General features: G+C 68.7%; 24 protein-coding genes. 19 read left to right on the forward strand and 5 right to left on the reverse strand.

All coding sequences use genetic code 11. The features are described from left to right. Positions 1–89 precede the first annotated feature (89 nt). From ACFCV3_RS30090 to smc, 10 genes are all read left to right on the forward strand, one after another. The gene (locus ACFCV3_RS30090) at positions 90–1,706 is read left to right on the forward strand and encodes a DAK2 domain-containing protein (protein ID WP_376035519.1); all 1,617 of its coding nucleotides are present in this window, start codon (positions 90–92) and stop codon (positions 1,704–1,706) included. Further along, positions 1,703–3,946, forward strand: coding sequence for an ATP-dependent DNA helicase RecG (gene recG, locus ACFCV3_RS30095; RefSeq protein WP_376035521.1), 2,244 nt, complete (start codon positions 1,703–1,705; stop codon positions 3,944–3,946). The genes ACFCV3_RS30090 and recG overlap by 4 nt, the downstream gene beginning before the upstream one ends. Then, positions 3,943–4,503, forward strand: a complete 561-nt coding sequence (rsmD, locus tag ACFCV3_RS30100) for a 16S rRNA (guanine(966)-N(2))-methyltransferase RsmD (RefSeq protein WP_376035523.1) — start codon at positions 3,943–3,945, stop codon at positions 4,501–4,503. Before recG ends, rsmD begins: the two co-directional genes overlap by 4 nt. Beyond that, positions 4,496–4,969, forward strand: coding sequence for a pantetheine-phosphate adenylyltransferase (gene coaD / locus ACFCV3_RS30105; RefSeq protein ID WP_376035525.1), 474 nt, complete (start codon positions 4,496–4,498; stop codon positions 4,967–4,969). Before rsmD ends, coaD begins: the two co-directional genes overlap by 8 nt. A 126-nt stretch (positions 4,970–5,095) precedes the next feature. Beyond that, positions 5,096–5,611 carry a DUF177 domain-containing protein gene (locus tag ACFCV3_RS30110; protein WP_376035527.1) on the forward strand — a complete coding sequence of 172 codons (516 nt, stop codon included), beginning with the start codon at positions 5,096–5,098 and terminating at the stop codon, positions 5,609–5,611. Between the two features lie 75 nt (positions 5,612–5,686). Continuing rightward, entirely contained in the window at positions 5,687–5,878 is a 192-nt protein-coding gene (gene rpmF / locus ACFCV3_RS30115) for a 50S ribosomal protein L32 (protein ID WP_132408468.1), read from the forward strand. A 13-nt stretch (positions 5,879–5,891) separates the two neighbouring features. After that, a complete protein-coding gene (gene rnc, locus ACFCV3_RS30120; protein ID WP_238176311.1) occupies positions 5,892–6,644 on the forward strand; it encodes a ribonuclease III in 753 nt (250 codons plus the stop codon). Between the two features lie 9 nt (positions 6,645–6,653). Continuing rightward, positions 6,654–7,508, forward strand: a complete 855-nt coding sequence (gene mutM, locus ACFCV3_RS30125) for a bifunctional DNA-formamidopyrimidine glycosylase/DNA-(apurinic or apyrimidinic site) lyase (protein ID WP_376035530.1) — start codon at positions 6,654–6,656, stop codon at positions 7,506–7,508. A 192-nt stretch (positions 7,509–7,700) separates the two neighbouring features. Further along, positions 7,701–7,856 (forward strand): hypothetical protein, encoded by a 156-nt coding sequence (locus tag ACFCV3_RS30130; protein WP_238176310.1) that lies wholly within the window; start codon positions 7,701–7,703, stop codon positions 7,854–7,856. A 301-nt stretch (positions 7,857–8,157) separates the two neighbouring features. Next, a complete protein-coding gene (gene smc, locus ACFCV3_RS30135; protein ID WP_376035532.1) occupies positions 8,158–11,706 on the forward strand; it encodes a chromosome segregation protein SMC in 3,549 nt (1,182 codons plus the stop codon). 13 nt (positions 11,707–11,719) lie between these two features. Here smc and ACFCV3_RS30140 read toward each other — a convergent pair whose 3' ends face one another. Continuing rightward, a complete protein-coding gene (locus ACFCV3_RS30140; RefSeq protein WP_376035534.1) occupies positions 11,720–12,241 on the reverse strand; it encodes an RICIN domain-containing protein in 522 nt (173 codons plus the stop codon). A 135-nt stretch (positions 12,242–12,376) separates the two neighbouring features. Here ACFCV3_RS30140 and ACFCV3_RS30145 point away from each other — a divergent pair, with 135 nt between their 5' ends. From ACFCV3_RS30145 to ACFCV3_RS30155, 3 genes are all read left to right on the forward strand, one after another. Then, entirely contained in the window at positions 12,377–12,943 is a 567-nt protein-coding gene (locus ACFCV3_RS30145) for a TetR/AcrR family transcriptional regulator (RefSeq protein WP_376035536.1), read from the forward strand. 75 nt (positions 12,944–13,018) lie between these two features. Continuing rightward, the gene (locus ACFCV3_RS30150; RefSeq protein ID WP_376035537.1) at positions 13,019–14,044 is read left to right on the forward strand and encodes an alcohol dehydrogenase; all 1,026 of its coding nucleotides are present in this window, start codon (positions 13,019–13,021) and stop codon (positions 14,042–14,044) included. Further along, positions 14,041–15,009, forward strand: coding sequence for a zinc-dependent alcohol dehydrogenase family protein (locus tag ACFCV3_RS30155; RefSeq protein WP_376035539.1), 969 nt, complete (start codon positions 14,041–14,043; stop codon positions 15,007–15,009). Before ACFCV3_RS30150 ends, ACFCV3_RS30155 begins: the two co-directional genes overlap by 4 nt. Here ACFCV3_RS30155 and ACFCV3_RS30160 read toward each other — a convergent pair. Further along, positions 14,999–15,322, reverse strand: coding sequence for a nuclear transport factor 2 family protein (locus tag ACFCV3_RS30160; RefSeq protein WP_376035541.1), 324 nt, complete (start codon positions 15,320–15,322; stop codon positions 14,999–15,001). The genes ACFCV3_RS30155 and ACFCV3_RS30160 overlap by 11 nt on opposite strands. Positions 15,323–15,392: 70 nt before the next feature. On the opposite strand from ACFCV3_RS30160, the gene ACFCV3_RS30165 reads away from it, so the two are divergent. The 5 genes from ACFCV3_RS30165 to ACFCV3_RS30185 all read left to right on the forward strand — a co-directional run bounded on the left by ACFCV3_RS30165 (position 15,393) and on the right by ACFCV3_RS30185 (position 18,938). Beyond that, complete coding sequence (locus tag ACFCV3_RS30165) at positions 15,393–15,872, forward strand: hypothetical protein (RefSeq protein ID WP_376035543.1); 480 nt, start codon at positions 15,393–15,395, stop codon at positions 15,870–15,872. A 37-nt stretch (positions 15,873–15,909) separates the two neighbouring features. Then, positions 15,910–16,434, forward strand: a complete 525-nt coding sequence (locus ACFCV3_RS30170) for a sigma-70 family RNA polymerase sigma factor (RefSeq protein WP_376035545.1) — start codon at positions 15,910–15,912, stop codon at positions 16,432–16,434. Further along, positions 16,431–17,102 (forward strand): anti-sigma factor family protein, encoded by a 672-nt coding sequence (locus ACFCV3_RS30175; protein WP_376035547.1) that lies wholly within the window; start codon positions 16,431–16,433, stop codon positions 17,100–17,102. The genes ACFCV3_RS30170 and ACFCV3_RS30175 overlap by 4 nt, the downstream gene beginning before the upstream one ends. 32 nt (positions 17,103–17,134) lie before the next feature. Then, on the forward strand, positions 17,135–18,226 hold the full coding sequence (locus ACFCV3_RS30180; RefSeq protein WP_376035548.1) for a threonine aldolase family protein: 1,092 nt from the start codon (positions 17,135–17,137) through the stop codon (positions 18,224–18,226). Positions 18,227–18,383: 157 nt separating this feature from the next. Continuing rightward, the gene (locus ACFCV3_RS30185; RefSeq protein ID WP_376035550.1) at positions 18,384–18,938 is read left to right on the forward strand and encodes a dihydrofolate reductase family protein; all 555 of its coding nucleotides are present in this window, start codon (positions 18,384–18,386) and stop codon (positions 18,936–18,938) included. On the opposite strand, the gene ACFCV3_RS30190 is transcribed toward ACFCV3_RS30185, so the two are convergent. The 3 genes from ACFCV3_RS30190 to ACFCV3_RS30200 are packed head-to-tail and all read right to left on the reverse strand — an operon-like array spanning position 18,921 to position 21,913. Further along, entirely contained in the window at positions 18,921–20,615 is a 1,695-nt protein-coding gene (locus ACFCV3_RS30190) for an aldehyde dehydrogenase family protein (protein WP_376035552.1), read from the reverse strand. The genes ACFCV3_RS30185 and ACFCV3_RS30190 overlap by 18 nt on opposite strands. A gap of 9 nt (positions 20,616–20,624) precedes the next feature. Beyond that, on the reverse strand, positions 20,625–21,530 hold the full coding sequence (locus tag ACFCV3_RS30195) for a M56 family metallopeptidase (protein ID WP_376035554.1): 906 nt from the start codon (positions 21,528–21,530) through the stop codon (positions 20,625–20,627). Then, positions 21,527–21,913, reverse strand: coding sequence for a BlaI/MecI/CopY family transcriptional regulator (locus tag ACFCV3_RS30200; protein ID WP_376035556.1), 387 nt, complete (start codon positions 21,911–21,913; stop codon positions 21,527–21,529). Before ACFCV3_RS30200 ends, ACFCV3_RS30195 begins: the two co-directional genes overlap by 4 nt. A gap of 82 nt (positions 21,914–21,995) precedes the next feature. Between ACFCV3_RS30200 and ACFCV3_RS30205 the strand changes: the two genes are divergently transcribed. Further along, positions 21,996–23,411, forward strand: a complete 1,416-nt coding sequence (locus tag ACFCV3_RS30205) for a cytochrome ubiquinol oxidase subunit I (RefSeq protein ID WP_376035558.1) — start codon at positions 21,996–21,998, stop codon at positions 23,409–23,411. Positions 23,412–23,421 lie beyond the last annotated feature (10 nt).

Consider the following 23,421-nt stretch of genomic DNA (forward strand, 5'->3'; position numbering starts at 1 on the left):
GCCGCCCACCCACCACACACCTCCTGTCGTTAGCGCCGCTCCGTCCTCGGGTACGGCGGGGTGGGGTGGGAGGCATTAACCTTCCGGGCGTGGAGGAACTGACGGTCGCGGTGTTGCGTGCGTGGGCTCGGACCGCGTTGGTGGAGCTGGGGCGGGCCCGGAGCGGGATCGACGAGCTGAACGTGTACCCGGTTCCGGACGGGGATACGGGGACGAACCTGTACCTGACCTGGGAGGCGGCTTGTGAGGCGCTGCCTGAGGGGGAGCTGACGTTCGCGGAGGCTGTGCAGGCGTTCGGGCGCGGGGCGTTGCTGGGGGCGCGGGGTAACTCGGGTGTGATCACGTCGCAGCTTGTCCGGGCGTGCGGGATGCGGCTGGCCGAGAATCTGCCGCCGGAGCGCGACACGGACGGCGTACTGGCTGATCCACGGATGAGTGAGGCGGCCGCTCTGGCCGACGCTCTCACGTACGCCGCTGATGCCGCGTACGGCGCGGTCGCGGAACCGGTCGAGGGGACCATGCTCACCGTCGCCCGCGCGGCCGCCAACGGGGCGATGAGTGCGGCGAACGACGGGAAGAGCCTGGCCGAAGTGTGTCTGGCCGCGGTCGCGTCCGCGCGGCTGGCGCTCACCAGGACGACCGAGCAGCTCGACGTGCTCCGGCGGGCCGGGGTGGTCGACGCCGGGGGAGCGGGGCTGGTCGTGATCCTGGGGGCGATGGAGTCCGTGCTCACCGGTCGGACCGTGACGATCGACGTACCGGCCCGGGTCGAACCGCAGGAGGTTGCGGGCGACCTCGACCCCGAAGGGCCGGCGTACGAGGTGATGTACCTGCTGGACGCCGCTGACGAGGCTGTCGCGGACTTCCGGCGTCAGCTGGCAGCCCTGGGTGACTCGGTCGTCGTAGTCGGCGGAGACGGTCTCTGGAACGTCCACGTGCATGCCGACGACGTCGGTGCCGCGATCGAGCTCGGGATCGCCATCGGTCGCCCGCACCGCATCCGGGTCACCCACTTCGCCGACCAGCCACACCACGAGCCGCCGCCCGGCCGGGCCGTGATCGCGGTCGCTGCCGGTGAAGGGCTGGCCGCGCTGTTCGCCGAGTCCGGTGCCAAGGTCGTGGTCGGTGGACCTGGCCGGCGGTGTTCGACCGGCGAACTGCTCACCGCGATCGAGAAGTCCAAGGCAATGGAGATCGTGCTGCTGCCGAACGACAAGGACTCCATCGCCGTCGCCGAGGCCGCTGCGACGGCGGCCCGGCAGGACGGAATCCGGGTCGCCGTGATCCCCACCCGGGCTCAGGTCCAGGGCCTGGCGGCGATCGCCGTACACGACGCTGGAGCCAGCTTCGACGATGACGTCGTCCACCAGTCCGCGGCGGCCGGGCAGACGCGCCACGGCGCTGTCACGATCGCGGTGAAGGACGCCTACACGATGGCAGGCCGGTGCCGGGTGGGCGACGCACTAGGCGTGGTCGACGGAGATTTCGCCCTCATCACCGATGACCTGACCGAGGCCGCGATCGCTGTCGTCGATCGGCTGCTGGGCGGTGGTGGCGAGCTGCTGACCATCGTCACCGGACGCGACGCGGACCCCGAACTGGCCGCCGCGATCGAGCGGCACGTGCGACGGCACCGCAAAGATGTCGATGTCGTGGTGTACGACGGAGGGCAGGACAGGTACCCGTTGCTGATCGGGGTCGAATGAAGACTGACATGGACCGCAAACTCCGCGACTTCGTCGGAGCCAAGACGGCCAAGACTTTCGCGGACGTGCTCGAGATCGAGACCGTCGGCGAGCTGCTGCGCCACTACCCGCGGCGGTACCTGAAGAAGGGTGAGCTGACACCCTTCGACGAGCTCGAGGTCGGTGACCAGGCAACGGTCAACGGCCGGGTCAAGAAGGTCACCGTCCGCTCCCTCGACACCAAGGCCGAGATCCCGCTCACCGACGTCCAGAAGTGGACCCGGCGCAAGACGCTGACCAAGGTCGTGGTCACCGACGGCCGGCACGACCTGGAGCTGGCGTTCTTCAACCAGCCCTGGCTGGCCACCAAGCTGACCCCCGGTACGGCGGCGCTGTTCTGGGGCGAGGTGACGATGTTCCGCGACATCATGCAGCTCAAGGGCCCGGGCACCGAGATCCTCGACGACGAGGACCTCACCGAGGCCGAGATCGAACGCCGGGCCCGGCCGTTCCGCCCGCTCTACCCGGCGACCGCGAAGTTGCCGACCGCAACGATCGAGCGCAGCATCAAGATCGTCCTGGACAACCTCAGCGAGGATCTCGAGGATCCGGTGCCGGAGCTGATCCGGCGCAAGGAGAAGCTCCTCGGCCTGGTCGAGGCGCTGCAGAAGGTGCATCTGCCGGAGACCGAGAAGGACATCAGCGACGCCCAGAACCGGTTCCGGTTCGAGGAGGCGCTGGTGATGCAGACGATCCTGGCGCAGCGCCGCGCGGTCACCGATGCGCTGAAGGCCGTCGCCCGGCCGCGGACGGCCGGTGGCTTGCTCGACGAGTTCGACAAGCGGCTGCCGTTCTCGCTCACCGACGGCCAGGCCGAGGTGGGCGAGGAGATCTTCGCCGATCTGGAGCGGCCGCATCCGATGCACCGGTTGCTGCAGGGTGAGGTCGGTTCCGGCAAGACCGTGGTGGCGCTGCGGGCGATGCTGTCGGTGGTCGACAACGGCGGTCAGGCGGTGCTGCTGGCACCGACCGAGGTGCTCGCCACCCAGCACCACAAGACGCTGATCAAGATGCTCGGTGACCTGGCCGAGCAGGGCATGCTCGGCGGTGCGGACCACGCCACCAAGGTCGGGCTGCTGACCGGTTCGCTGAACGCGGCAGCCCGCCGTACGGCGATGCTGGACGCTGCGAGTGGCGCCGCCGGGATCGTGGTCGGGACGCACGCGTTGCTCGAGGACAAGGTGCAGTTCGCCGATCTCGGGCTCGTCGTGGTCGACGAACAGCACCGGTTCGGCGTTGAGCAGCGGGCCGCGCTGAGCGCGAAATCGGGGGAGAACACCCCGCACGTGCTGGTGATGACGGCGACCCCGATCCCGCGGACGGTCGCGATGACCGTGTTCGGCGACCTCGCGGTCTCGACGCTGACCGAGCTCCCGGCCGGGCGCTCGCCGATCCAGTCCTCCGTCGTGCCGGCCAAGCAGAAGCCGGAGTGGCTGGAGCGGGCCTGGGCGCGGGTCCGCGAGGAGGTCGGCAAGGGCCACCAGGCGTACGTCGTCTGTCCGCGGATCGGCGACGACGTGAAGAACGCGGCCGACGAGGAAGGCGACCTGGCGGCCGGGGACGACGAAGGTGACGGCAAGAAGCAGGCCCGGCCCCCGATCTCGGTCATGCAGGTCTCCGAGGCGCTCGGCGAGATCCTGCACGACCTCCGCGTGGAGATCCTGCACGGCCGGTTGCCGGCCGACGAGAAGGACGCGGTGATGACCCGGTTCGCGGCCGGCGAGGTCGACGTACTGATCGCGACCACGGTGATCGAGGTCGGCGTCGACGTACCGAACGCCTCGACGATGGTGATCATGGACGCGGACCGGTTCGGCATCTCGCAGCTGCACCAGCTGCGCGGCCGGGTCGGCCGGGGCAAGGTGCCCGGATTGTGCCTGCTGGTCACCGACCTGTGGGACGGGACGAAGTCGTACGGGCGGCTGGCCGCGGTGGCCTCGACGACGGACGGGTTCGAGCTGTCCCGGATCGATCTGGAGACGCGTCGCGAGGGCGACGTGCTGGGGGTGGCGCAGTCCGGCAAGCGGAGCAGCCTGAAGCTGCTGAGCGTGCTGCGGGACGAAGAGCTCATCTTCACCGCCCGCCACGTGGCGCAGTCCCTGATCTCGGTCGACCCCGAGCTCGCCGAGTACCCCGCCCTCCGCTCCTTCGTGCAGAGCGCACTGGAGTCCGAATCCACCGAGTACCTGGAGAAAACATGACACGGGTTATCGGGGGCGTGGCGGGTGGCAGGCGGATCGCCGTACCGGCTGGGGACGGGACGCGGCCGACGACGGACCGGACGCGGGAGGCGTTGTTCTCGTCGCTGGAGGCGGAGTTCAGCAGCTTCGACGGAGTCAACGTGCTCGATCTGTACGCCGGGTCCGGGGCGATCGGGTTGGAGGCGCTGTCGCGCGGCGCGGCCAAGGTCGTGCTGGTCGAGTCGGACCGGAAGGCGGCCGAGGTGATCACGGCGAACATCAAGGTCGTCGGGCTGCCCGGGGTCACGGTGCTGACCCGGCCGGTGGAGAAGCTCGCCGCAGGGGAGCCCCTGGCCGTATTCGACCTGCTGTATGCCGACCCGCCGTACAAGCTGGACACCGTCGAGCTGCAGGACGTGCTGGTCGCTCTGGCTGCGAACGGCTGGCTCGCACCGGATGCCTTCGTGGTCGTCGAGCGGGGGAAGCGGGAGCCGTGGGAGTGGCCGGAGGGGTTCGCCGGGCTGCGCGACCGCAAGTACGGCGAGGCGCGTCTTTGGTACGGTCACCGGCATGGCTAAGGCTGTGTTTCCGGGCTCGTTCGACCCGCCCACGATCGGCCACCTGGACGTCGTCACCCGCGCGGCCGGCGCTTTCGAGGAGCTGATCGTCGCGGCCGGGGTGAACCAGTCCAAGAAGCGGCTGTTCAGCGACGCCGAGCGGGTCGAGATGCTGACCGAGCTCGCCGAACCGTTCCCGAACGTCCGGATCGCCACCTTCGACGGCCTGCTCGTCGACTTCTGCACCGAGCAGGGTGCGAGCGTGATCGTGAAGGGCCTGCGGACCGCGGCCGACTACGACTACGAGCTCCAGATGGCCCACCTGAACCGCCGGATGACCGGGGTCGACACGGTCTTCCTGCCGAGCGCGCCCGAGCACGGCTTCATCTCCTCGAGCTGGGTCAAGGAGATCGGCAAGCTCGGCGGTGACGTATCCTCGTTCGTGACGCCCAGTGTTCACGCACGGTTACTGGCAAAACACCGATAGGCCCCGAATTGGGTGTCGGGCCGGGTAGTTGATAATGTGGTCTACCGGTCTCGCTGAGACCGAGATTTATGCCTGCCCACGCCTGAAAGGGATGTCCTGAGCGTCTTGGATCCGCGGTCCCCACTCGTGATCGACACGCACGAGCTGTCACGCCGCGCCGGGTCCCAGCGCGAAGTCTCCTTCACGGCCGCAGCACCGGCAGATCTCGGGATCGACGTGATCGGCGTCCCCGAAGGCGACCAGATCCAGTTCGATCTACGGCTGGAGTCGGTTGTCGAAGGGGTTCTCGTCACCGGATCGGCCACTGGCCGGCTGGTTGGGGAGTGCGCGCGGTGCCTGGTCGATATCGAGGACGAGTTCCTCGCTGACGTCCAGGAGCTGTACGTCTACCCGGAGAGCGAGGCCGAGCCGGACGAGGCCAGCCGGATGGAGGGCGATCTGATCGACCTCGAGCCGGCGCTGCGGGACCAGGTGGTGCTTGCGCTGCCGTTCCAGCCGCTGTGCACGGACGACTGTCCGGGACTGTGCCCCGAGTGTGGGGTGCGCCTGGTCGAGGAGCCCGGTCACCAGCACGAGGACCGGAGCGACCCACGATGGGCCGCGCTGGGCGGACTGCTCCAGAACGACCAGCAAGACAAGTGAACAACTGAACATCGAACACACGCACACCAGCCGGCCGGGTCAACCAGCCCCCGGCCGAACCGAGGAGTCATAACCGTGGCCGTTCCGAAGCGGAAGATGTCGCGCAGCAACACCCGCAACCGCCGGGCTCAGTGGAAGACCACTGCGCCGGCGCTGGTGACCTGCGTGAACCCCGCCTGCCGCGCCAAGCACCTGCAGCACACCGTTTGCCCCACCTGCGGCCAGTACGGCGCGAAGGGCGAGCGTCGCCAGGTCGTCGAGAGCTAAACGGCACCTATCAGTGAATTCATCAGTCGACGCCGGGCCGGACCCGGCGCATGGGGGGCTCTACGCCGAGCTGAACGAACGGCTCGGCGTAGCGCTGGCTGACAATTTGCTGGAGCACGCCTTCACCCACCGCTCGTTCGCCTACGAGAACGGTGGGTTGCCGACGAACGAGCGGCTGGAGTTCCTCGGGGACTCCGTGCTCGGGGTCATCGTCACGGAGTCGCTGTTCCGCAACCATCCGGACCTCTCCGAGGGACGGCTGGCCAAGCTGCGCGCCGCCGTGGTCAACATGCGGGCCCTCGCGGGGGTCGCGCGTGAACTCAAACTGGGCAAGTACCTGCGGCTCGGCCGCGGGGAGGAAGCCACCGGCGGCCGGGACAAGTCGTCGATCCTGGCCGACTGCGTCGAGGCGCTGATCGGTGCCGTCTACCTGGACCGCGGGTTCGAGACCGCGGGCCTGGTGGTGCACCGGCTGTTCGACGACCTGATGGAGTCCTCGGCCCGGCTCGGTGCCGGCCTGGACTGGAAGACGTCACTGCAGGAGCTGGTCGCCCAGCTCGGCGTCGGCGTCCCGGAGTACGTGATCGCCGAGTCCGGTCCCGACCATGCCAAGACGTTCGAGGCCCGGGTCCGGATCGGGGCCGACACCTACGGTCACGGCATCGGCCGGAGCAAGAAGGAAGCCGAGCAGCAGGCCGCCGAGACCGCCTGGAAGGCCCTGCGCGCCGCGCATCCCGACAGCACGGATCCTTCTCAGCAGCCGTAGTATCTGCGAGTGCCTGAGCTCCCAGAGGTAGAGGTGGTCCGCCGCGGGCTGGCGGACTTCACCACCGGCCGGACGATCGATGCGGTCGAGGTCCTGCACCCACGGCCGGTACGCCGGCATCTCGCGGGACCGGACGATTTCGTCGCCCGGCTCAAGGGGCAGGTGTTCGCGGAGCCGGCCCGGCGCGGGAAGTACCTCTGGCTGCCGCTCACCTCGGGTGACGCGGTCCTCACCCATCTCGGAATGAGCGGCCAGTTCCGGGTCCAGCCGGTCGGCGCGCCGGACGAAGCCCATCTGCGGGTCCGGATCCGCTTCGCCGACGACGGCGGAGAGGTCCGGTTTGTGGACCAGCGGATGTTCGGTGGTCTGTCCTACTCCGAGGGCGGCGCCGAGCTGCCCGCCGAGATCGCCCACATCGCTCGGGACCCGTTCGATCCCCTGTTCGACGCCGAGGCCGCGGCGGCCGCGCTCCGGCGCCGCAAGACCGGTCTGAAGCGGGCGTTACTGGACCAGACCGTGGTCAGCGGGATCGGCAACATCTATGCCGACGAGGCGTTGTGGCGCGCGAAACTGCACTACGCGCGGGCCACGGATTCGCTGAAACCCTTGCAGGCAAGGGAGATTCTCCGGCATGCCCATGAGGTGATGGCCGAGGCACTGGACGTCGGCGGGACCAGCTTCGACGCCCTGTATGTCAACGTGAACGGGGAATCGGGCTATTTCGAACGCGGCCTGAACGTCTACGGTCAGGAGGGTTCACCGTGCCCCCGGGACGGCCGCCCGATCCGCCGGGAGCCCTTCATGAACCGCTCGTCGTACCGCTGTCCGAGATGCCAGCCGGTTCCGCGGCTCGTCCGCTGGTGAGCGAGGTATTGTTAATAAGTGTGGCCCAGGTTGACCGCCCGCGTTACGGGTGTCACCCTGAAAGACGGTACACATTTTCAGCGTTCCCCATCGCGATCTGAGCAGGGGTGCGCACACCCGGCCAGAACCCTTCCGGAGGACAGCACAATGGCCAAGGCTCTTTTAGGGCATCTTGGAGGCACTGACCCGCGCATGCTTGAGCAGGTTCGTCTGCTCAACCGGCGTGTCGCCGATCTGGAGGCGCACGTGATGCGCCTGCAGGCAGAGAACGACCATCTCGTCGCACAGGTCCACGAGGGCCGGCTGCTGACAGTCGACGAGGCTCTGCGCACTCCTGCCACGGTCTGACGACCCTGGTCGCGGCCTCCGCGTCGCACCTGAAACAACCGCACGTCGAAGCAATGGCATGAAGACGGCGGTGGCCCCCGTCCGGGCCCCGCCGCTCGCGCCTGTCCTGAAATGTTGTGCTCCCACACTCATCTGCCTGCCGCTCCGACCGGTAGGCCTCCACGGTTTCGTGTCCGGCCCTTTGTAGACTGGGCGGCGGAACTACTTCCCCGGGTAGCGACAGCGTTACGAGTTGCGACGGTTCCTTCGGTATCGTCTGTCCTTTCACGGGTTGGAGAGCATCGCTTTGTATCTGAAGAGCATGACGCTCCGAGGCTTCAAGTCGTTCGCGTCGGCCACGACGATGAACTTCGAACCGGGGATCACCTGCATCGTCGGCCCGAACGGCTCGGGGAAGTCCAATGTCGTCGACGCCCTCGCCTGGGTGATGGGTGAGCAGGGCGCCAAGTCGCTGCGCGGCGGCAAGATGGAGGACGTCATCTTCGCCGGCACCTCCGGCCGCTCGCCGCTGGGCCGCGCCGAGGTGGTGCTGACCATCGACAACACCGACGGCGCGCTCCCGATCGAGTACGCCGAGGTCACGATCAGCCGGACGATGTTCCGCAACGGCGGCTCGGACTACCAGATCAACGGCCAGAGCTGCCGGTTGCTGGACGTCCAGGAGCTGCTCAGCGACTCCGGCATCGGCCGCGAGATGCACGTCATCGTCGGCCAGGGCCAGCTCGACTCGATCCTGCGCGCGACCCCGGAGGGCCGCCGCGGCTTCGTCGAGGAGGCCGCCGGGGTGCTCAAGCACCGCAAGCGCAAGGAAAAGGCGATCCGGAAGCTGGAGGCCACCGAGGGCAACCTGCACCGCCTCGGTGACCTGATCCAGGAGATCCGCCGCCAGCTGAAGCCGCTCGGGCGCCAGGCGGAGGTGGCGCGCCGGGCGGTGACGATCCAGGCCGAGGTCCGCGACGGCCGGGCCCGGCTGCTCGCCGACGACATCGTCCAGGCCCAGTCCGCCCTCGAGGCCGAGCTGGCCGACGAGGCCCGGATGACGGAACGCCGGACCGAGATCGAGGCCAAGTTGCGCGAGGCGCGCGACCTGGAGGCCGAGCTCGAGGAGGCGCTCCGCGAGGACGCGCCGGCGCTGCAGGCCGCACAGGACACCTGGTACCAGCTGTCCGGGTTCGGCGAGAAGATCAAGGGCACCGCCCGGATCGCCGCCGACCGGATCCGCTCGCTGAACGACGAGGCCGACGACGGCCCGCGCTCCGGGCGGGATCCCGAGGAGCTCGAGCTCGAGGCGGCCCGGGTGCGCGAGACCGAGGCGCAGATCGAGGCCGAGGTCGAGGCACACTCCGAGCTGCTGGCCGAGGCTGTCGAGCGCCGTCAGGTGCTGGAGAACCAGGAGGCCGAGGAGGAGCGCCGGATCTCCGCGCTGATCCGGGCCGCCTCCGACCGGCGTGAGGGCCTGGCCCGGCTGACCGGTCAGGTGAACGCGCTGAAGAGCCGCGCGGCCGCCGCCGAGTCCGAGATCGGCCGGCTCGCCACGAACATGAACGAGGCCGAGGCCCGGGCGGCCAAGGCACAGCACGACTTCACCGCGCTGGAGACCCAGGTCGCCGGTCTGGATGCCGGCGAGCGCGGCCTCGACGATCAGTACGAGGCAGCCCAGTCGGTTCTCGACGAGCTGGACGAGCGGCTGGCCAAGCTGCGCGCCGAGGAGCGGGACGCCGAGCGTGAGCGGACCGGTCTGAGCGCCCGCAAGGAGGCGCTGGAGCTCGGTCTGAACCGCAAGGACGGCGCCGGCGCCCTGCTGGCCGCCTCCGAGCAGGTCAACGGCCTGATGGGTTCGGTCGCGGCGCTGCTGAGCGTGCGCTCCGGGTACGAGACGGCCATCGCGGCCGCTCTCGGCGAGGCCGCCGACGCGGTCGCCATCACCCATGCGGACGCTGCCCTGGCCGCGGTCGGTCACCTGAAGGAGCACGACCTCGGCCGCGCCGGGATGCTGCTGGGCGACGCTCCGGCTGACGACTACTCCAGCTGGCCAACCCTGCCGTACGGCGCCCTGTACGCCGTCGACGTCGTCGAGTGCCCGCAGAACCTGCGCCCCGCACTGCGCCGGCTGCTCCGCAAGGTCGCGATCGTGGACGACGTACCGGCGGCTCAGTCGCTGGTACGCAATCTCCCCGACGTCACCTGCGCGACGCGGGCGGGCGACGTACTGGGTGCACACTTCGCGTACGGCGGATCTGACGCGGCCCCGAGCCTGATCGAGGTGCAGTCGGCGGTCGACGAGGCCGCGGAGAAGCTGATCGAGGCCACGGCGCGCAGCGAGCGGTTGCGGTTCGAGCTGTCCGGGATGGAGGACGAGCGGGCCCGGCAGAAGGAGTCCGTCGAGATCACGCTGGCCCGGCTGCACGAGTCGGATGCGGCGATGGCGGCGGTGGCCGAGCAGCTCGCGCACTTCGGGTCGCTGGCCAAGGCTTCCCGTGGCGAGGCGCAGCGGATGGCCGAGGCGATCGCCGCGGCCGAGGCGGAGCGCGACAAGAACCTGTCCGGTCTGGCCGAGCTCGAAGAGCGGCTGAACGACGCGGAGATGTTCGACGACGAAGGTGACGAGCCCGACACGTCGACCCGCGACCAGCTCTCCGAGGCCGCCAAGGCCGGGCGTGCCGCCGAGATGGAGGCGCGGCTCGCGCTGCGCACCACCGAAGAGCGGGCCCGGGCGCTGTCCGGCCGGGCCGACCAGCTGGAGCGTGCAGCTCGGCAGGAGCGCGAGGCGCGCGCCCGTGCGGTCGCCCGTGCTGCCCGCCGGGCTCGCCAGTCCGAGGCCGCGCAGGCTGTCCACCTGGCGACCGGCCACGTGCTGGCCCGGTTGGAGACCTCGCTGCAGCTGGCGGCGACCGAGCGCTCCGCGATCCAGGCCCAGCGGGCCGACCGGGAGCAGGCGCTCTCGCAAGCTCGTTCCGCCACCCGCAACCTGAGCTCCGAGCTGGAGCAGCTGACCAACACCGTCCACCGCGACGCGCTGGCCCGGGCCGAGCAGAAGATGCGGCTCGAGCAGCTGTACGAGAAGGCGCTCGGTGAGCTGGGAATTGCGGTCGAGGCACTCGTCGCGGAGTACGGTCCCGACCAGTTGGTGCCGCCGCTGCCCAAGGACGGCGACGACAACACGCTGGAGCTCGAGGGAGAGCCGTTCGACCGGGCCAAGGTCGAGAAGCGGCTCAAGTCCGCCGAGCGCTCGCTGAACCAGCTGGGCCGGATCAACCCGCTCGCGCTCGAGGAGTTCGACGCGATGGAGGAGCGGCACCGCTTCCTGTCCGAGCAGCTCGAGGACCTGCGCAAGTCCCGCCGCGACCTGATGGACATCGTCAAGGAGGTCGACGACCGCGTCGAGCAGGTCTTCACCGAGGCCTACCGTGACGTCGAGATCGCCTTCCAGCACGTCTTCAGCCGGCTCTTCCCCGGTGGCGAAGGCCGCCTGATCCTCACCGACCCCGACGACATGCTGGCCACCGGTATCGACGTCGAGGCCCGCCCACCCGGCAAGAAGGTCAAGCGCCTCTCGCTGCTGTCCGGTGGTGAGCGCTCCCTGGTCGCGGTCGCCTTCCTGGTCGCCCTCTTCAAGGCCCGCCCCTCGCCCTTCTACATCCTGGACGAGGTCGAGGCCGCCCTCGACGACACCAACCTCGGCCGCCTCCTGGAGATCTACGAAGAGCTCCGCGAGAACAGCCAGCTCCTGGTCATCACCCACCAGAAGCGCACCATGGAGGTCGCCGACGCCCTCTACGGCGTCACCATGCGCGGCGACGGCGTCTCCGCCGTCATCTCCCAACGCATCAGAGAACCCGAGCCGGTCTAGCCGGCTCCGGTCACTAGCCCAACCACATCACTTCCCACGTCTGGTGCGGGTCGTCTTCGGCGCAGCGGGTCAAGGTGGCCGGCGTACCGGCGGTGTACGCGGCGAACTGGAGGCAGCCATCGCCGCTGCCGACACTGCGCAGCATCACGATCGGGCCGCCCGGGAGCTGCTCCTCGACCCACTGCTGACTGAGACGCCCATCATCGCAGGGAGTCAGCACCGCCTGCCCACCGTTCTGATACGAGGTCAGGTCCAGACATCCGTTGCCGGCTCCCTTGTTCCGGAGCAGACCGTTGTCCAGCAGAGTCCATTTCTGGCTCAGTAAAGTCCCGTTGCAACGAGCCAAGAAGACCGGCGAGCCGCTGGCGTAGCTGCCCAGGTCGAGGCAGCCGTTGCCGCTGCCTTGGTTGAGGTAGAGGAACGCGAAGTCCTCCGCGGAGGACTTCGCGGAGGCCGGCAGCACCCCGGTCACTGCGGCCATCGCCGCGACCACCGCCAGCCTGGTCAACCGGCGGACCGTTCTGCGTACAGTCATCTGCTCCCTCTCGATAGCTGTTGGCGGACATTCAGGCACACCTCATCGCGCCCGCACAACGCATTCAGGCGTACTCGAAATGGGCCGGCGTCCGACTGTCTTGCAATTTCTGAGACGACCGGTCATATTGGAGGCATGGCCAGGCGGAGTATGCGGGAAGAGATCCTCGAGTCCGGGGTGCAGTTGTTCCTGGAGCGGGGGTTCAATGCGGCGGCGGTGAAGGACATCACCGACCGGGCGGGGGTGCCGAAGGGGTCGTTCTACAACCACTTCGAGAGCAAGGAAGCGCTGGCCGAGGTGGCGCTGGAGCGGTACGGCGAGACGCGGCGGATGGGGGATCTGGCCGATCGGTCGGTGCCGCCGGTGGAGCGGATGCGCCGGCACTTCGAGTTCCTGCGGGACGAGTTGCCGGAGTTCACCAAGGGGTGCATGTACGGGAACTTCGGGGCCGAGGTCGTCGACCACAGTGAGCCGTTGCGCAAGCGCGTGAAGGACAGTTGGGAGCACTGGGCGGATCTGCTCACCCAGGTGATCGCGCAGGGCCAGGCCGACGGGACGATTCGGGCGTCGCTCGATCCGCGGCAGACTGCCTATTACCTGACCAGCGCCTGGGAGGGCACGTTGCTCCGGGCCCGGGCGGACAAGTCCGCCGAGGCCTTCGAGATCTTCTTCGCGGTCACGTTCGACGCGTTGCTGGCCTGACTTTCAGCCGCCCTCGTCGCGAGGGCGGCTTTCTGCTGACGATTCCAAGATGACCGACCGTCTTAGAGGAGAACCATGACTACCTATCGCGCGATCGAGGCGCTCGACGGTGCCTTCACGCAGGTCGAGCGCGAACTGTCCGCCCCCGGCGCCGGCCAGGTCCGGATCCGGGTCGAGGCCTGCGGTGTCTGTCACAGCGACGTTCTGGGTGTGCACAACCTGAACAGCAGCCGCCCAGCCGGTACGGCGATCGTCCCGGGCCACGAGGTGGTCGGGTGGATCGACGCGGTCGGTACCGGGGTGGAGACCTGGACCGTCGGACAGCGCGTCGGCGTTGGCTTCCTGGGTGGGCATTGCGGTGTCTGCGCAAGCTGCCGCGGTGGTGACTTCGTGTTCTGCACCAATCAGCCCGTCACCGGCGACACCATCGACGGCGGGTACGCCGAGTACCTCACCGCACCGGCGAGCGGACTGGTCGCCGTACCGGATGAGTGGGATGCCGCGGAGGCGGCGCCGCTGCTGTGTGCCGGCATCACCGTGTTCAACGGCCTGCGCAAGGGTGCGGCCGGCCCGGGTGGCCTGGTCGCCGTCCAGGGCATCGGTGGCCTCGGGCACCTCGCGATCCAGTACGCCGCCAAGCTCGGTCTGCGCGTGGTTGCGATCGCCCGCGGTGTGGACAAGCGCGAACTGGCGCTCAAACTCGGCGCGACCGACTACATCGACAGCTCGGCGGTCGATCCGGGCAAGGCGCTGCAGGAGCTCGGCGGCGCCCAGGTGATCGTCGCGACCGCGGCCAGCGGTGCCTCGATGTCACCGCTGGTCGAGGGGCTCGGCCTGCGCGGCAAGTTGATCGTGCTCGGTGCGGCCGCCGACCCGATCGAGGTCACGACCGGCGCGCTGATCTTCGGCGGCCGGTCGATCGAGGGGTCGCTCACCGGCATCCCGAGCGAGAACGAGGAGAACCTCGCGTTCGCCCTCGCGCACGACGTGCGGCCGATGGTCGAGCGGGTCCCGCTCGAGCAGGCCGCGGAGGCCTACGCCCGGATGATGTCCGGCGCGGCCCGATTCCGGATGGTTCTCACGACAGGAGCAGCGCGATGAAGGTAGTACTGAAGGCACTGGGCGAGCTGCTCGACAACTCCGTGCTCGAAGCCGCCACCGACCCGGTCGGGCCGGACGACGTACTGGTCGCTGTCGAGGCGGCCACGATCAACCCGGTCGACTCGATGCTTGCCTCTGGCAACTACGGCTACCAGGTGCGGGTGCCGTTCGACGTCGGCACCGAGGGGATCGGCTGGGTGACCCAGGTGGGCAGCGCCGTCGACCCGGCCCTGAACGGACGCCGCGTCCTGATCCTGCCGAACTACGAGCAGGGCACCTGGGCCGACCAGGTCGTGGTGAAGGCGGCGAACGTCGTACCGATCCCGGACGGTGGCGATCCGCTGCAGCTGGCGATGGTCGGCACCAACCCGTTGACGGCCCACCTCGCCCTGACCAAGTTCGTGGATCTGAAGCCAGGCGACTGGATCGGCCAGAACCTGGGCAACTCCGCCGTCGGGCAGTACGTCACCGCGCTGGCGAAGCACGCGGGCCTCAAGACACTCAGCATCGTACGGCGACCCGAAGCCGCGGAGGGACTGGAGTCCGACGTGGTCCTGGTCGACGGTGAGGACCTCAGCGGGCGCATCCGATCCGCACTGGGGACGGACCGGTTCGAGCTGGTACTCGACGGAGCAGGGGACTCGACAGTTGGCGCTCTGGCCCAGTGGGCCGCATTCGGCGGCACAGTGGTCAGCTACTCGTCCGTGACTGGCCAAACGCCGGCAGTCGGCCTTGGCGACCACATCTACCGGCAGCTACAGCTGCGGGGACTCTGGATCCCCAACTGGCTGGAGCAGGCGCCGCGTAGTGAGATCGAGCAGACGTACGGCGAATTGGCCCAGCTGACCGTGGACGGTGTACTGCGGGCGCGGGTCGCGGCGACCTACCCCGTGGCGGAGTTCGCCAAGGCAGTGCAGCACTCACGGCAGCCGGGCCGGTCCGGCAAGGTACTGCTCAGGCCGTGATGGTCATCGAGGCAAGCTGATCGCCCTGAACGTCGAAGGTGAAGTGGGACGGGCCGTTGAACCCGTCACCGCCGACCTGCGTCACCAGGGTGATCGGATTGCCTGGCGTGGAGACCTGCGTGTCGGTGAACGTCGCCCGCTTGCCGATCAGCTCGTTGTCGCTCCAGGACCGGATCTGGTCGTGGCCGCGGAACTGGCGGCCCCAGTCGTCGACGTACCCGTCGTCGGCGAAGGCTGCCACGAACGCGTCGTTGTCCTGCTTGTCGATCGCGGTGAGCGCACGCTGGACCGCGGCTGGGATCTCTTGGCTCATAACGTGATTGAACCACTAGCTGGATCGCCACGTATGGCAGGTGTTCAACGGACATTCCGAGGAGGACCTGATGATGCGTGTAGCCGGTGTGGTGGGAGCAATCGTGCTGGGGCTCGGTGCGCTGACCGCTTGTGGTGACGACGCCGGTGCGGGGAGCAACCCCAGTACCAGTACGTCGGCAGCTCAGTTGAAGACCGCGGACAGCGGACTGGGCAAGATCCTTGTCGATGGCAACGGACGGACCGTGTACGTGTTCGACAAGGACACTGCGGGCAAGTCCAACTGTGAGGGGGACTGTCTGGCGAAGTGGCCGGCAGTCGCGGCCGGTGACAGCACTCCGAAGCTCGACGGGGTGGAGGTGTCGACGATCACCCGGTCCGACGGCAGCAAGCAGTTGGCGGTCGGAGGACTGCCGGTCTACCTGTTCGCGGGTGACTCCAAGGCCGGCGAGACCAAGGGACAGGCTGTTGGCGGAGTCTGGTGGGTCGTCGGACCGGACGGCAAGAAGATCACCACCCAGCCCTCGAACGATGGCAACTCCGGCTACTGAGTACTACCCGGCCTGGGTACCCGCTATCGTTCCGACGGTGAGTGCCAACCAGGGTCCGGACGCGGCCGAGACGTTCGTCCGCGCCCTGTACGCCGAGCACGGTCGCAGCGTGCTCGCGTACGCGACCCGACTGACCGGCGACCGGGCCGCGGCGGAGGACGTCGTACAGGAGACGCTGGTCCGGGCGTGGAAGCACGCAGACGACCTGGACCAGTCCAAAGGCTCGGTGCGCGGCTGGCTGCTGACGGTGGCGCGCAATATCGTCACCGACCGGGCCAGGGCGCGGGCAGCGCGACCTGTCGAGGTGGCAGACGTGGTCGACCGGCCTCCGGTCGAGCGGGATCACTCTGAGTCGGTGGTGAACACCATGGCGGTGCTGGGTGCCCTGGATCAGGTGTCACCCGAGCATCGCGAGGTGCTGGTCGAGCTGTACTACCGGGACCGCTCGGTAGCCGAGGCGGCCAAAGAGCTCGGAGTGCCGCCGGGTACCGTGAAATCGAGAACGTATTACGCCCTCCGAGCTCTGCGCGCGGTGCTGGCCCGTCCGGAGGTGACCTCATGAGCGAGCATGACTACTCGCAACTGGGTGCCTACGCGTTGGGTGCGTTGGATCCCGTCGAGAGCCGTGAGGTGGACGAGCACCTGGCCACCTGTGCCGAGTGCCGCGCCGAGCTGGCCGAGCTCGAGGAGATGAAGGAGTTCCTCGGCGAGGTGCCGCCGGAGGCGTTCCTGGACGGGCCGCCCGACGACGGCGACCTGTTGTTGCAGCGCACGCTCCGCGAGGTGCGCGAGACTCCGGTTCGCCAGCGCAGGTGGAAGCCATGGCTCCTGGCCGCGGCCGCGGTGGTCGTGGTGGCAGGTGTGCTGGGTGGCGGCGTACTGATCGGTCGGCAGACCGTGGACCAGGCCGATGCGCCCGTTCCGGGCTCGAAGGTGGTCACGGCGGCAGATGCGACGACCGGTGCAACGATGACGACCACGGTGGAGCCCCGGGAGGGCTGGGCCTGGATCAAGGTCCAGATCACCGGTCTGAAGCCCGGTGACGAGTGCGTGATGCTCGTGACCGACAAGGCCGGGAAGACGTGGACTGCCGGCAGCTGGCTCATCTCGGACAAGGCTGCGCACGACGGCAGCCGCTTCGGTGGCGGCGTACTGGTGCCACCGGACCAGGTGAAGTCGGTGGAGATCAAGACCGTGCAGGGCGAGCACGTGGTCACCACGACGGTCTGAAATCTTCTTGCGGCGCACGAGAAGATGGATTCGTGGCTACCTCCGCAGACGACCTCCGAGCCCGTCGTAAGTCCGCCAGCGAGAACTGTGACCGCTGGCTGTCACATGCCTGGGTGCCGGCGCCGGAGCGGTTGCGGCGCCTGGCTGAGGCCGCTACTGAGGAGAAGTACGACAGCTACGGCAACGGTGGCGACATCGAAGCTGTCGAGCAGGAGGTCGCCGAGCTGCTCGGCAAACCGGCCGCAGTGTTCATGCCGTCCGGCATCATGGCCCAGCAGAGCGTCCTGCGCGTGTACGCCGACCGTGCGGGCAGCAAGCGGGTCGCAGTCCACGGCCAGTCCCACCTGCTGGTCCACGAGCTGAACGCGCTGGAGGAGGTGCACCAGCTCCGGATCGAGCGGCTCACGTCCGACCCACGGCAGCCGCGGCCGGACGAGCTGGCCGCGATTCCGGGCAAGCTCGCCGCGGTGACGCTGGAACTGCCGCTGCGCGACCCGGGATTCCTGCTGCCGACCTGGGACGAGCTGGTGGTGTTCGCGGCCGCGTGCGCGGATCGCGGCGTACCGCTGCATCTGGATGGCGCGCGGCTGTGGGAGAGCACGCCGTACCTGGGGCACAGCCTGGCGGAGATCTCCGCGCTGGCGACCTCGGTGTACGTGTCGTTCTACAAGGGCCTCGGCGGCTTGGCCGGTGCGGTCCTGGCCGGGCCCGAGGACCTGATCGCCGAGGCACGACGCTGGCAGCGGCGCCTCGGCGGCAACCTCTACACGATGCTCCCGTACGCCGTTGCCGCGCGCGAGGGTCTGCGCACTTCGCTGCCGCTGATGGGCGAGCTGTACGAGCGTGCGGTCGAGGTGGCGATGGCTCTGCAGGGTGAGGGGTATCGCGTGGTTCCTGATCCTCCGCACACGAACTCGTTCCAGGTGTACGCACCACGGGACGCGGAGGTGATGGACGTTGCCGCGGTCAACCGGATGGAGCGGACCCGCGAATCGATCTGCGGTGGCTGGCAGCCGGCCGCCGTACCGGGCTGGTCGTGGCTCGAGCTGGTGATCACTCCGCACACCCTGCGGTGGCCGGTGGCCGAGATCACCAAGGCCTACGGGGAACTTTTGCGCGGCTGAGATCGTCCACCCGATAGATGCTGGGGATCTTGTGGGGAAATCGGGGAGAGAAGTGCTGACGTTCGTTGTGACCATGGTTGTTCTGCTCGTGCTGGCCGGACTGGTCCTGCTCGCTGTTGCGCGCGGTGAAGGCAAACACTTCGGCTAACCTCCTGTGATGAGACAGCTCGTCTTCCAGGAGTACGTCACGCTCGACGGGTACGCCGCCGACGCCGACGGCGAGCCTTCGTTCTTCGGCACGATCGGTGAGCACGAGGCGGAGGACCGGGCGACCTTCGAGCGGGTCGACACCATGCTGCTCGGTGCCGAGACCTACCGGTTGTTCGTCGGCCTCTGGCCGACCCTGGAGCATCCGATCGCGCCGTTGCTGAACGCGCTGCGCAAGGTGGTCGTCTCGACGACGCTCGCGGAAGCTCCGTGGGGTTCGTACGAGCCGGCGACCGTGGTCCGTGACCTGGAGGCCGTCCGTGCGCTGAAGGCCGAGGACGGCAAGGACATCATCTTGTGGGGCAGCATCTCGCTGTTCCACTCGCTGCTGGCCGCCGGACTGGTCGACGAGATCGAGCTGCGCGTCTGCCCGCTCCTGCTCGGGGCGGGCAGACCTGTGTTCTCCAGTCAGCAGTTGGGGCTTGAGCTGATCGAGGCACGCCCGTGGGGCGAGACCGGGGTCCTGCAGCGCTACCGGCCGGCCGGCTCAGCCACGCATCGCTGAGAGCAGGATGCCGGGCAGGCGCCACAGCTTCCCGTCCGCCGCGAAGCGGGTGAGCCGCCGAGCGGTGACCAGCGAGGTCTGGTTGGTGACGAACCAGGGCGGACGCGGTGACATCGCCGTCTCGCCCGCACTGATCGAGCGGGGGAACGGCGTGAACGGCGCCCGGACGACCGTCTTCTGCGGCCGGTCGAAGAGCAGCGCGTTGTGCACCACGCCGATCCCACTCTGTACGTCGTCCGGCGTGTGACCGGGGAATGCGCCCCACGTCGCGCGCGGACTGTTGTAGCCGACCGCGGTCCAGGCGTTGATCCCCACAGTGCCGTAGCGCAGAGCGGCCACTGCCGAGTCGAGCTTCGGACCGAGCTCGCGGGCCGTCCGCGGGTGGATCAGGATGTTGGCGCCGAGCGTGCCGTGCAGTTGCTCGTTGGCAAACGTCACCGCAAGATCCAGGAAGTCGGCGGCTGACCCGGCGGGCAGCGAGGTGGTGGCCAGCGCGGGAGCGAAGAACTCGGTCGTGAACGCGTAGGCCTTCGGGTCCGTGGCGTCGATCCCGGTCACCAGCGTGCGGTTGCCGGCGAGCGCCTCCGCCTGGGGATAGGCGTCGTTCACGCCCTGCCGCCGATCCTCGGCTCCGGGGTAGTAGGCCGGCCGCTGCTCGGCCCGCGCGAGAGCGTCGCGGACGGCGGCGATCAGGGCCTCGGTGTGCTCCCAGCCCTCGGGCAGCACCAGCACCTGCGCGGCGATGCAGTTGAAGCCGCTGTTCTGCAGTTTTTGGGTGGCGATGTGCTCGGCCTGGAAGGCGATGTCGGCCTTCGACCAAGGGCCGGGCACGACGATCGTCGGACCGACGCCGCCGAGCTCGGAGGTGACCGGCTTCGGGTTGAGGCGTTCGTCGCGCTCCCGGCGGGCCGCGGCCTCGGGACCGACGCCGTACACGATGGCGTCGTGGGTGCGTTCGCTGCCGGTCACGTGGATGCTGTCGACACCGGGGTGCGTGCAGAGGTACTCGCCGACCTCGGCGCCGCCGTACACGAAACGGAGGAAGCCGTCCTCGATCAGCGGGGCGAAGATCTCCTCGAACAGTGCGCCGAGGTAGTCGTTGACCGGATTCAGCTTGCAGATCACGACCTCGTTGTCGGCGTACAGCTTGTAGAGCACGTCGAGGGGTGCGATCGAGGAGACGTTCCCGGCGCCGAGCACCAGCGCGACCTGGCCGGCATGTGGGGTGCGATAGGCGGAACCGAGGTTGTCGCGGACATTCGCGGCCGTGACGCCGGGCTGCATCCACACCTCGGTGCTGAAGCCGTTGAGCAGCAGCCACTCGTTGAAGTCGTGCGGAGCGACGCGCACCACGGTCTGACCGTCGGGGCGCTCGCTCACGACGGACCCCTTCAGCGGGTCCGTGCCGGTGTCGATCGCGTGCAGGGTCTCCGAGATGGCCGTCATCCAGGTCAGCACGCCGTACGGGCCCGCCAGCCATTCCTCGCCGAGCAAAGGCGAGCCCTCGCGCAGACCTTTGGCCTGTGCCCCGAGGGCGACCCAGGTGTCCGACCGCTCCGCGAGGAGGGTCCGGATCCGGTCGAGGTAGCCGATCCGGCCGGGGATGGGCAGCGCGGCCCACCGGTCCTTGGCGTTGCTGAGGTCGTCAATGGCCTGGTCAAGTGCGGTGTTGTCCACGATGGGCTCCTAGCTGACGGCGTTGACGATGGCCTTGACGATCGGGGCTGCGACGGTGAAGGTCGGCAGGACGAGCAGCAGTGCTGCGACGGTATAGGTGCCGACAGCGAGTGCAGTGTTCCCGGGCTCCGGGTCGGCCAGTCGTTGGACCCGTAGCACGGTCGAGGACTTGGCTGCGGCCAGACCGGCTTCAGGAGCAGGGGAGCCGGCCAGTGCGACCAGCGCCCGCGCGAGTGGACGCGGACCGTTGCGGCGGCGGGCGTCGTCGTCCGCGAGCAGCTCGACGAGGGTGCGGGCCTGCTCGAGCGCGACCTCGCTGCGGACCCAGCGTGGGAACGCGGCGTGGAGTGCGGTGAAGGCCTCCAGCACCAGGTCGTGCCGCGCGCGCAGGTGTGCCTGCTCGTGAGCGAGCACCGCCTTCAGCTCGGTGTCGTCGAGCCGATCGAGCGCACCGACGGACACCACGACGCGATGACCACGCAAGGCAGGTAGACAGTAGGCGAGCGGAGTCTCTTCAGCCAGCACGCGCAGCCCGGGGATCAACCCATCCGGAGTCGCCAGTACGTCGACGAGGTCGCGGTGCCGTCTTCGTCGGGCCCGAGTGCCGACCGCTACCTTCCCGGTCGCCCACAGCAGGCGCAGTACAACCAGTGCGGTCATGGCGAGGATTGCTGCGGCCAGGAGATCGCGTGGCGAGGACGGGTCGAAGCGTGGCTCACCCGGCTGACCGGCTGTGGAGTACGAGAGCGCAATACCGGCACCGAGTGCGGCCAGTACGGCGGCCAGCGCGATCGCCTGCCACAGTGCGACCGCGGCGCGGGGGACCCGGTAGGGCCAGGCGGAACGTGCCAGCAGGGCCGGCGCCGGTCCGGTGAGCGCCAGGGCCAGTACGGCGAGGAGGACCGGGGTGATCACCCGTCCCGCTCCTCCAACCGGGCCAGCGCCTCTCGGAGCAGCGCGGCCTCTTCGTCACTCACCTGGTCGACGAACCGGACCAGGGCCTCGCGGCGGTCACCGGCGCGGTCGAGTGCGTCGCGCATCAGGTCGGCGGCCATCTCCTCGCGGGGCGCGGCAGCACGGTACCGCCAGGCTTTGCCGTCGCGCTCGCGCTCGGTCAGCTTCTTCTTCGCCAACCGGTCGAGCACTGTCATCACGGTCGTGTAGGCGAGGTCGCGGGTGGTGGAGACCTGCTCGTAGACCGCGCGCACGGTGAGCGCGTCCGGCGCCGCCCACAACTGCTCCATGACGACGCGCTCGAGGTCTCCGAGCGGTCGCGGGGCCTTGTCCTCACTGGTCACGTGACCAGTATAACTACGCGTTGTAGTAGATCCGCGCTACGATCTACTACGTCACGTCGTAGATGCGTCCTGGAGGGGTCTCGTGGACACCTTGGATCTGGCCCGGTGGCAGTTCGCCGTCACCACCGTGTACCACTTCTTCTTCGTCCCGGTGACGATCTCGCTGGTCGCGATCACCGCCGGCCTGCAGACCGCGTGGTACCGGACCGGCAAGGAGAAGTACCTGCGGCTGACCAAGTTCTACGGGAAGCTGTTCCTGATCAACATTGCCATGGGTGTGGTCACCGGCCTCGTCCAGGAGTTCCAGTTCGGGATGAACTGGAGCGACTACTCGCGTTTCGTCGGTGACGTGTTCGGCGCACCGCTGGCGCTGGAGGGGCTGCTCGCGTTCTTCGTCGAGTCGACGTTCATCGGCTTGTGGATGTTCGGCTGGGACCGGCTGCCGAAGCTGGTGCACCTCGGCTGCATCTGGATGGTGGTGCTGGGCACGCAGTTGTCGGCGTACTTCATCCTGGCCGCCAACTCCTGGATGCAGAACCCGGTCGGTTTCCGCTACAACGCCGAGCGCGGCCGGGCCGAGCTGACCGACCTGTGGGCAGTGCTGACGAACAAGGTCGTGCTGGTCACCTACCCCCACACGATCTTCGCCGCGTTCATGGTCGGCGGTGCGTTCGTCGCCGCGGTCGCGTTGTGGCACCTGCTCCGGCGGCCTGATGTGGACCGCGACGTCTTCCGGACCGCGCTGAAGATCGGCGCGGTGATCGTGCTCGCGGCCAGTGCCGGTGTCGCGATCAGCGGTGACCAGCAGGGCAAGGTGATGACCGAGGTGCAGCCGATGAAGATGGCGGCCGCCGAGGCGCTCTACGAGACCGAGAAGCCGGCGTCGTTCTCGGTGTTCACCATCGGCACGCTGGACGGGTCGAAGGAGATCTTCTCGATCAAGGTGCCGTATCTGCTCTCCTTCCTCGGCACCGGCCACCTCGACGGCGAGGTCAAGGGCATCAACTCGCTGCAGGAGGCCTACGAGAAGCTCTACGGGCCAGGTTCCTACAGTCCCAACATCCCACTGGCCTACTGGACGTTCCGGTTGATGATCGGCGTCGGGATGGCGACCGGAGCGATCGCGCTGTGGTTGCTCTGGGCAACGAGAAAGGGCCGGGCGCCGGCCAGGTGGCTGATCTGGGCGGTCGCACCGCTGCCCCTGATGCCCCTGGTGGCGAACTGCTTCGGCTGGATCTTCACCGAGACCGGACGGCAACCCTGGCTGGTCTTCGGGCTGCTGCCCACCGCCTCGGGTGTCTCACCGGGTACGACGGCCGCCGAGGTGATCACGTCACTGGCCGGCTTCACCGTCCTGTACGGCGTGCTCGCGGTGGTCGAGGTGAAGCTGATGCTCCGCACCATCCGGGCCGGCCTGGCCGGGACGGACACCCCGGCACCAGGGTCCGCACCCGATGACGATCCCGAGGCCACCAAACCACTGTCGTTCGCGTACTGAAGGGCTGACT

It is taken from the genome of Kribbella sp. NPDC056345 (assembly GCF_042262745.1).
Lineage (GTDB): Bacteria > Actinomycetota > Actinomycetes > Propionibacteriales > Kribbellaceae > Kribbella.

Bases quoted from the DNA above. Each gene is read 5' to 3' on its own strand.
- ACFCV3_RS30145 (WP_376035536.1), top strand. From the start codon at position 12,377: ATGGCCAGGCGGAGTATGCGGGAAGAGATCCTCGAGTCCGGGGTGCAG.
- rsmD (WP_376035523.1), top strand. From the start codon at position 3,943: ATGACACGGGTTATCGGGGGCGTGGCGGGTGGCAGGCGGATCGCCGTA.
- ACFCV3_RS30155 (WP_376035539.1), top strand. From the start codon at position 14,041: ATGAAGGTAGTACTGAAGGCACTGGGCGAGCTGCTCGACAACTCCGTG.
- smc (WP_376035532.1), top strand. From the start codon at position 8,158: ATGACGCTCCGAGGCTTCAAGTCGTTCGCGTCGGCCACGACGATGAAC.
- ACFCV3_RS30175 (WP_376035547.1), top strand. From the start codon at position 16,431: ATGAGCGAGCATGACTACTCGCAACTGGGTGCCTACGCGTTGGGTGCG.
- ACFCV3_RS30140 (WP_376035534.1), bottom strand. From the start codon at position 12,241: ATGACTGTACGCAGAACGGTCCGCCGGTTGACCAGGCTGGCGGTGGTC.
- ACFCV3_RS30160 (WP_376035541.1), bottom strand. From the start codon at position 15,322: ATGAGCCAAGAGATCCCAGCCGCGGTCCAGCGTGCGCTCACCGCGATC.
- ACFCV3_RS30165 (WP_376035543.1), top strand. From the start codon at position 15,393: ATGATGCGTGTAGCCGGTGTGGTGGGAGCAATCGTGCTGGGGCTCGGT.
- ACFCV3_RS30130 (WP_238176310.1), top strand. From the start codon at position 7,701: ATGCTTGAGCAGGTTCGTCTGCTCAACCGGCGTGTCGCCGATCTGGAG.
- recG (WP_376035521.1), top strand. From the start codon at position 1,703: ATGAAGACTGACATGGACCGCAAACTCCGCGACTTCGTCGGAGCCAAG.
- coaD (WP_376035525.1), top strand. From the start codon at position 4,496: ATGGCTAAGGCTGTGTTTCCGGGCTCGTTCGACCCGCCCACGATCGGC.
- ACFCV3_RS30150 (WP_376035537.1), top strand. From the start codon at position 13,019: ATGACTACCTATCGCGCGATCGAGGCGCTCGACGGTGCCTTCACGCAG.
- ACFCV3_RS30185 (WP_376035550.1), top strand. From the start codon at position 18,384: ATGAGACAGCTCGTCTTCCAGGAGTACGTCACGCTCGACGGGTACGCC.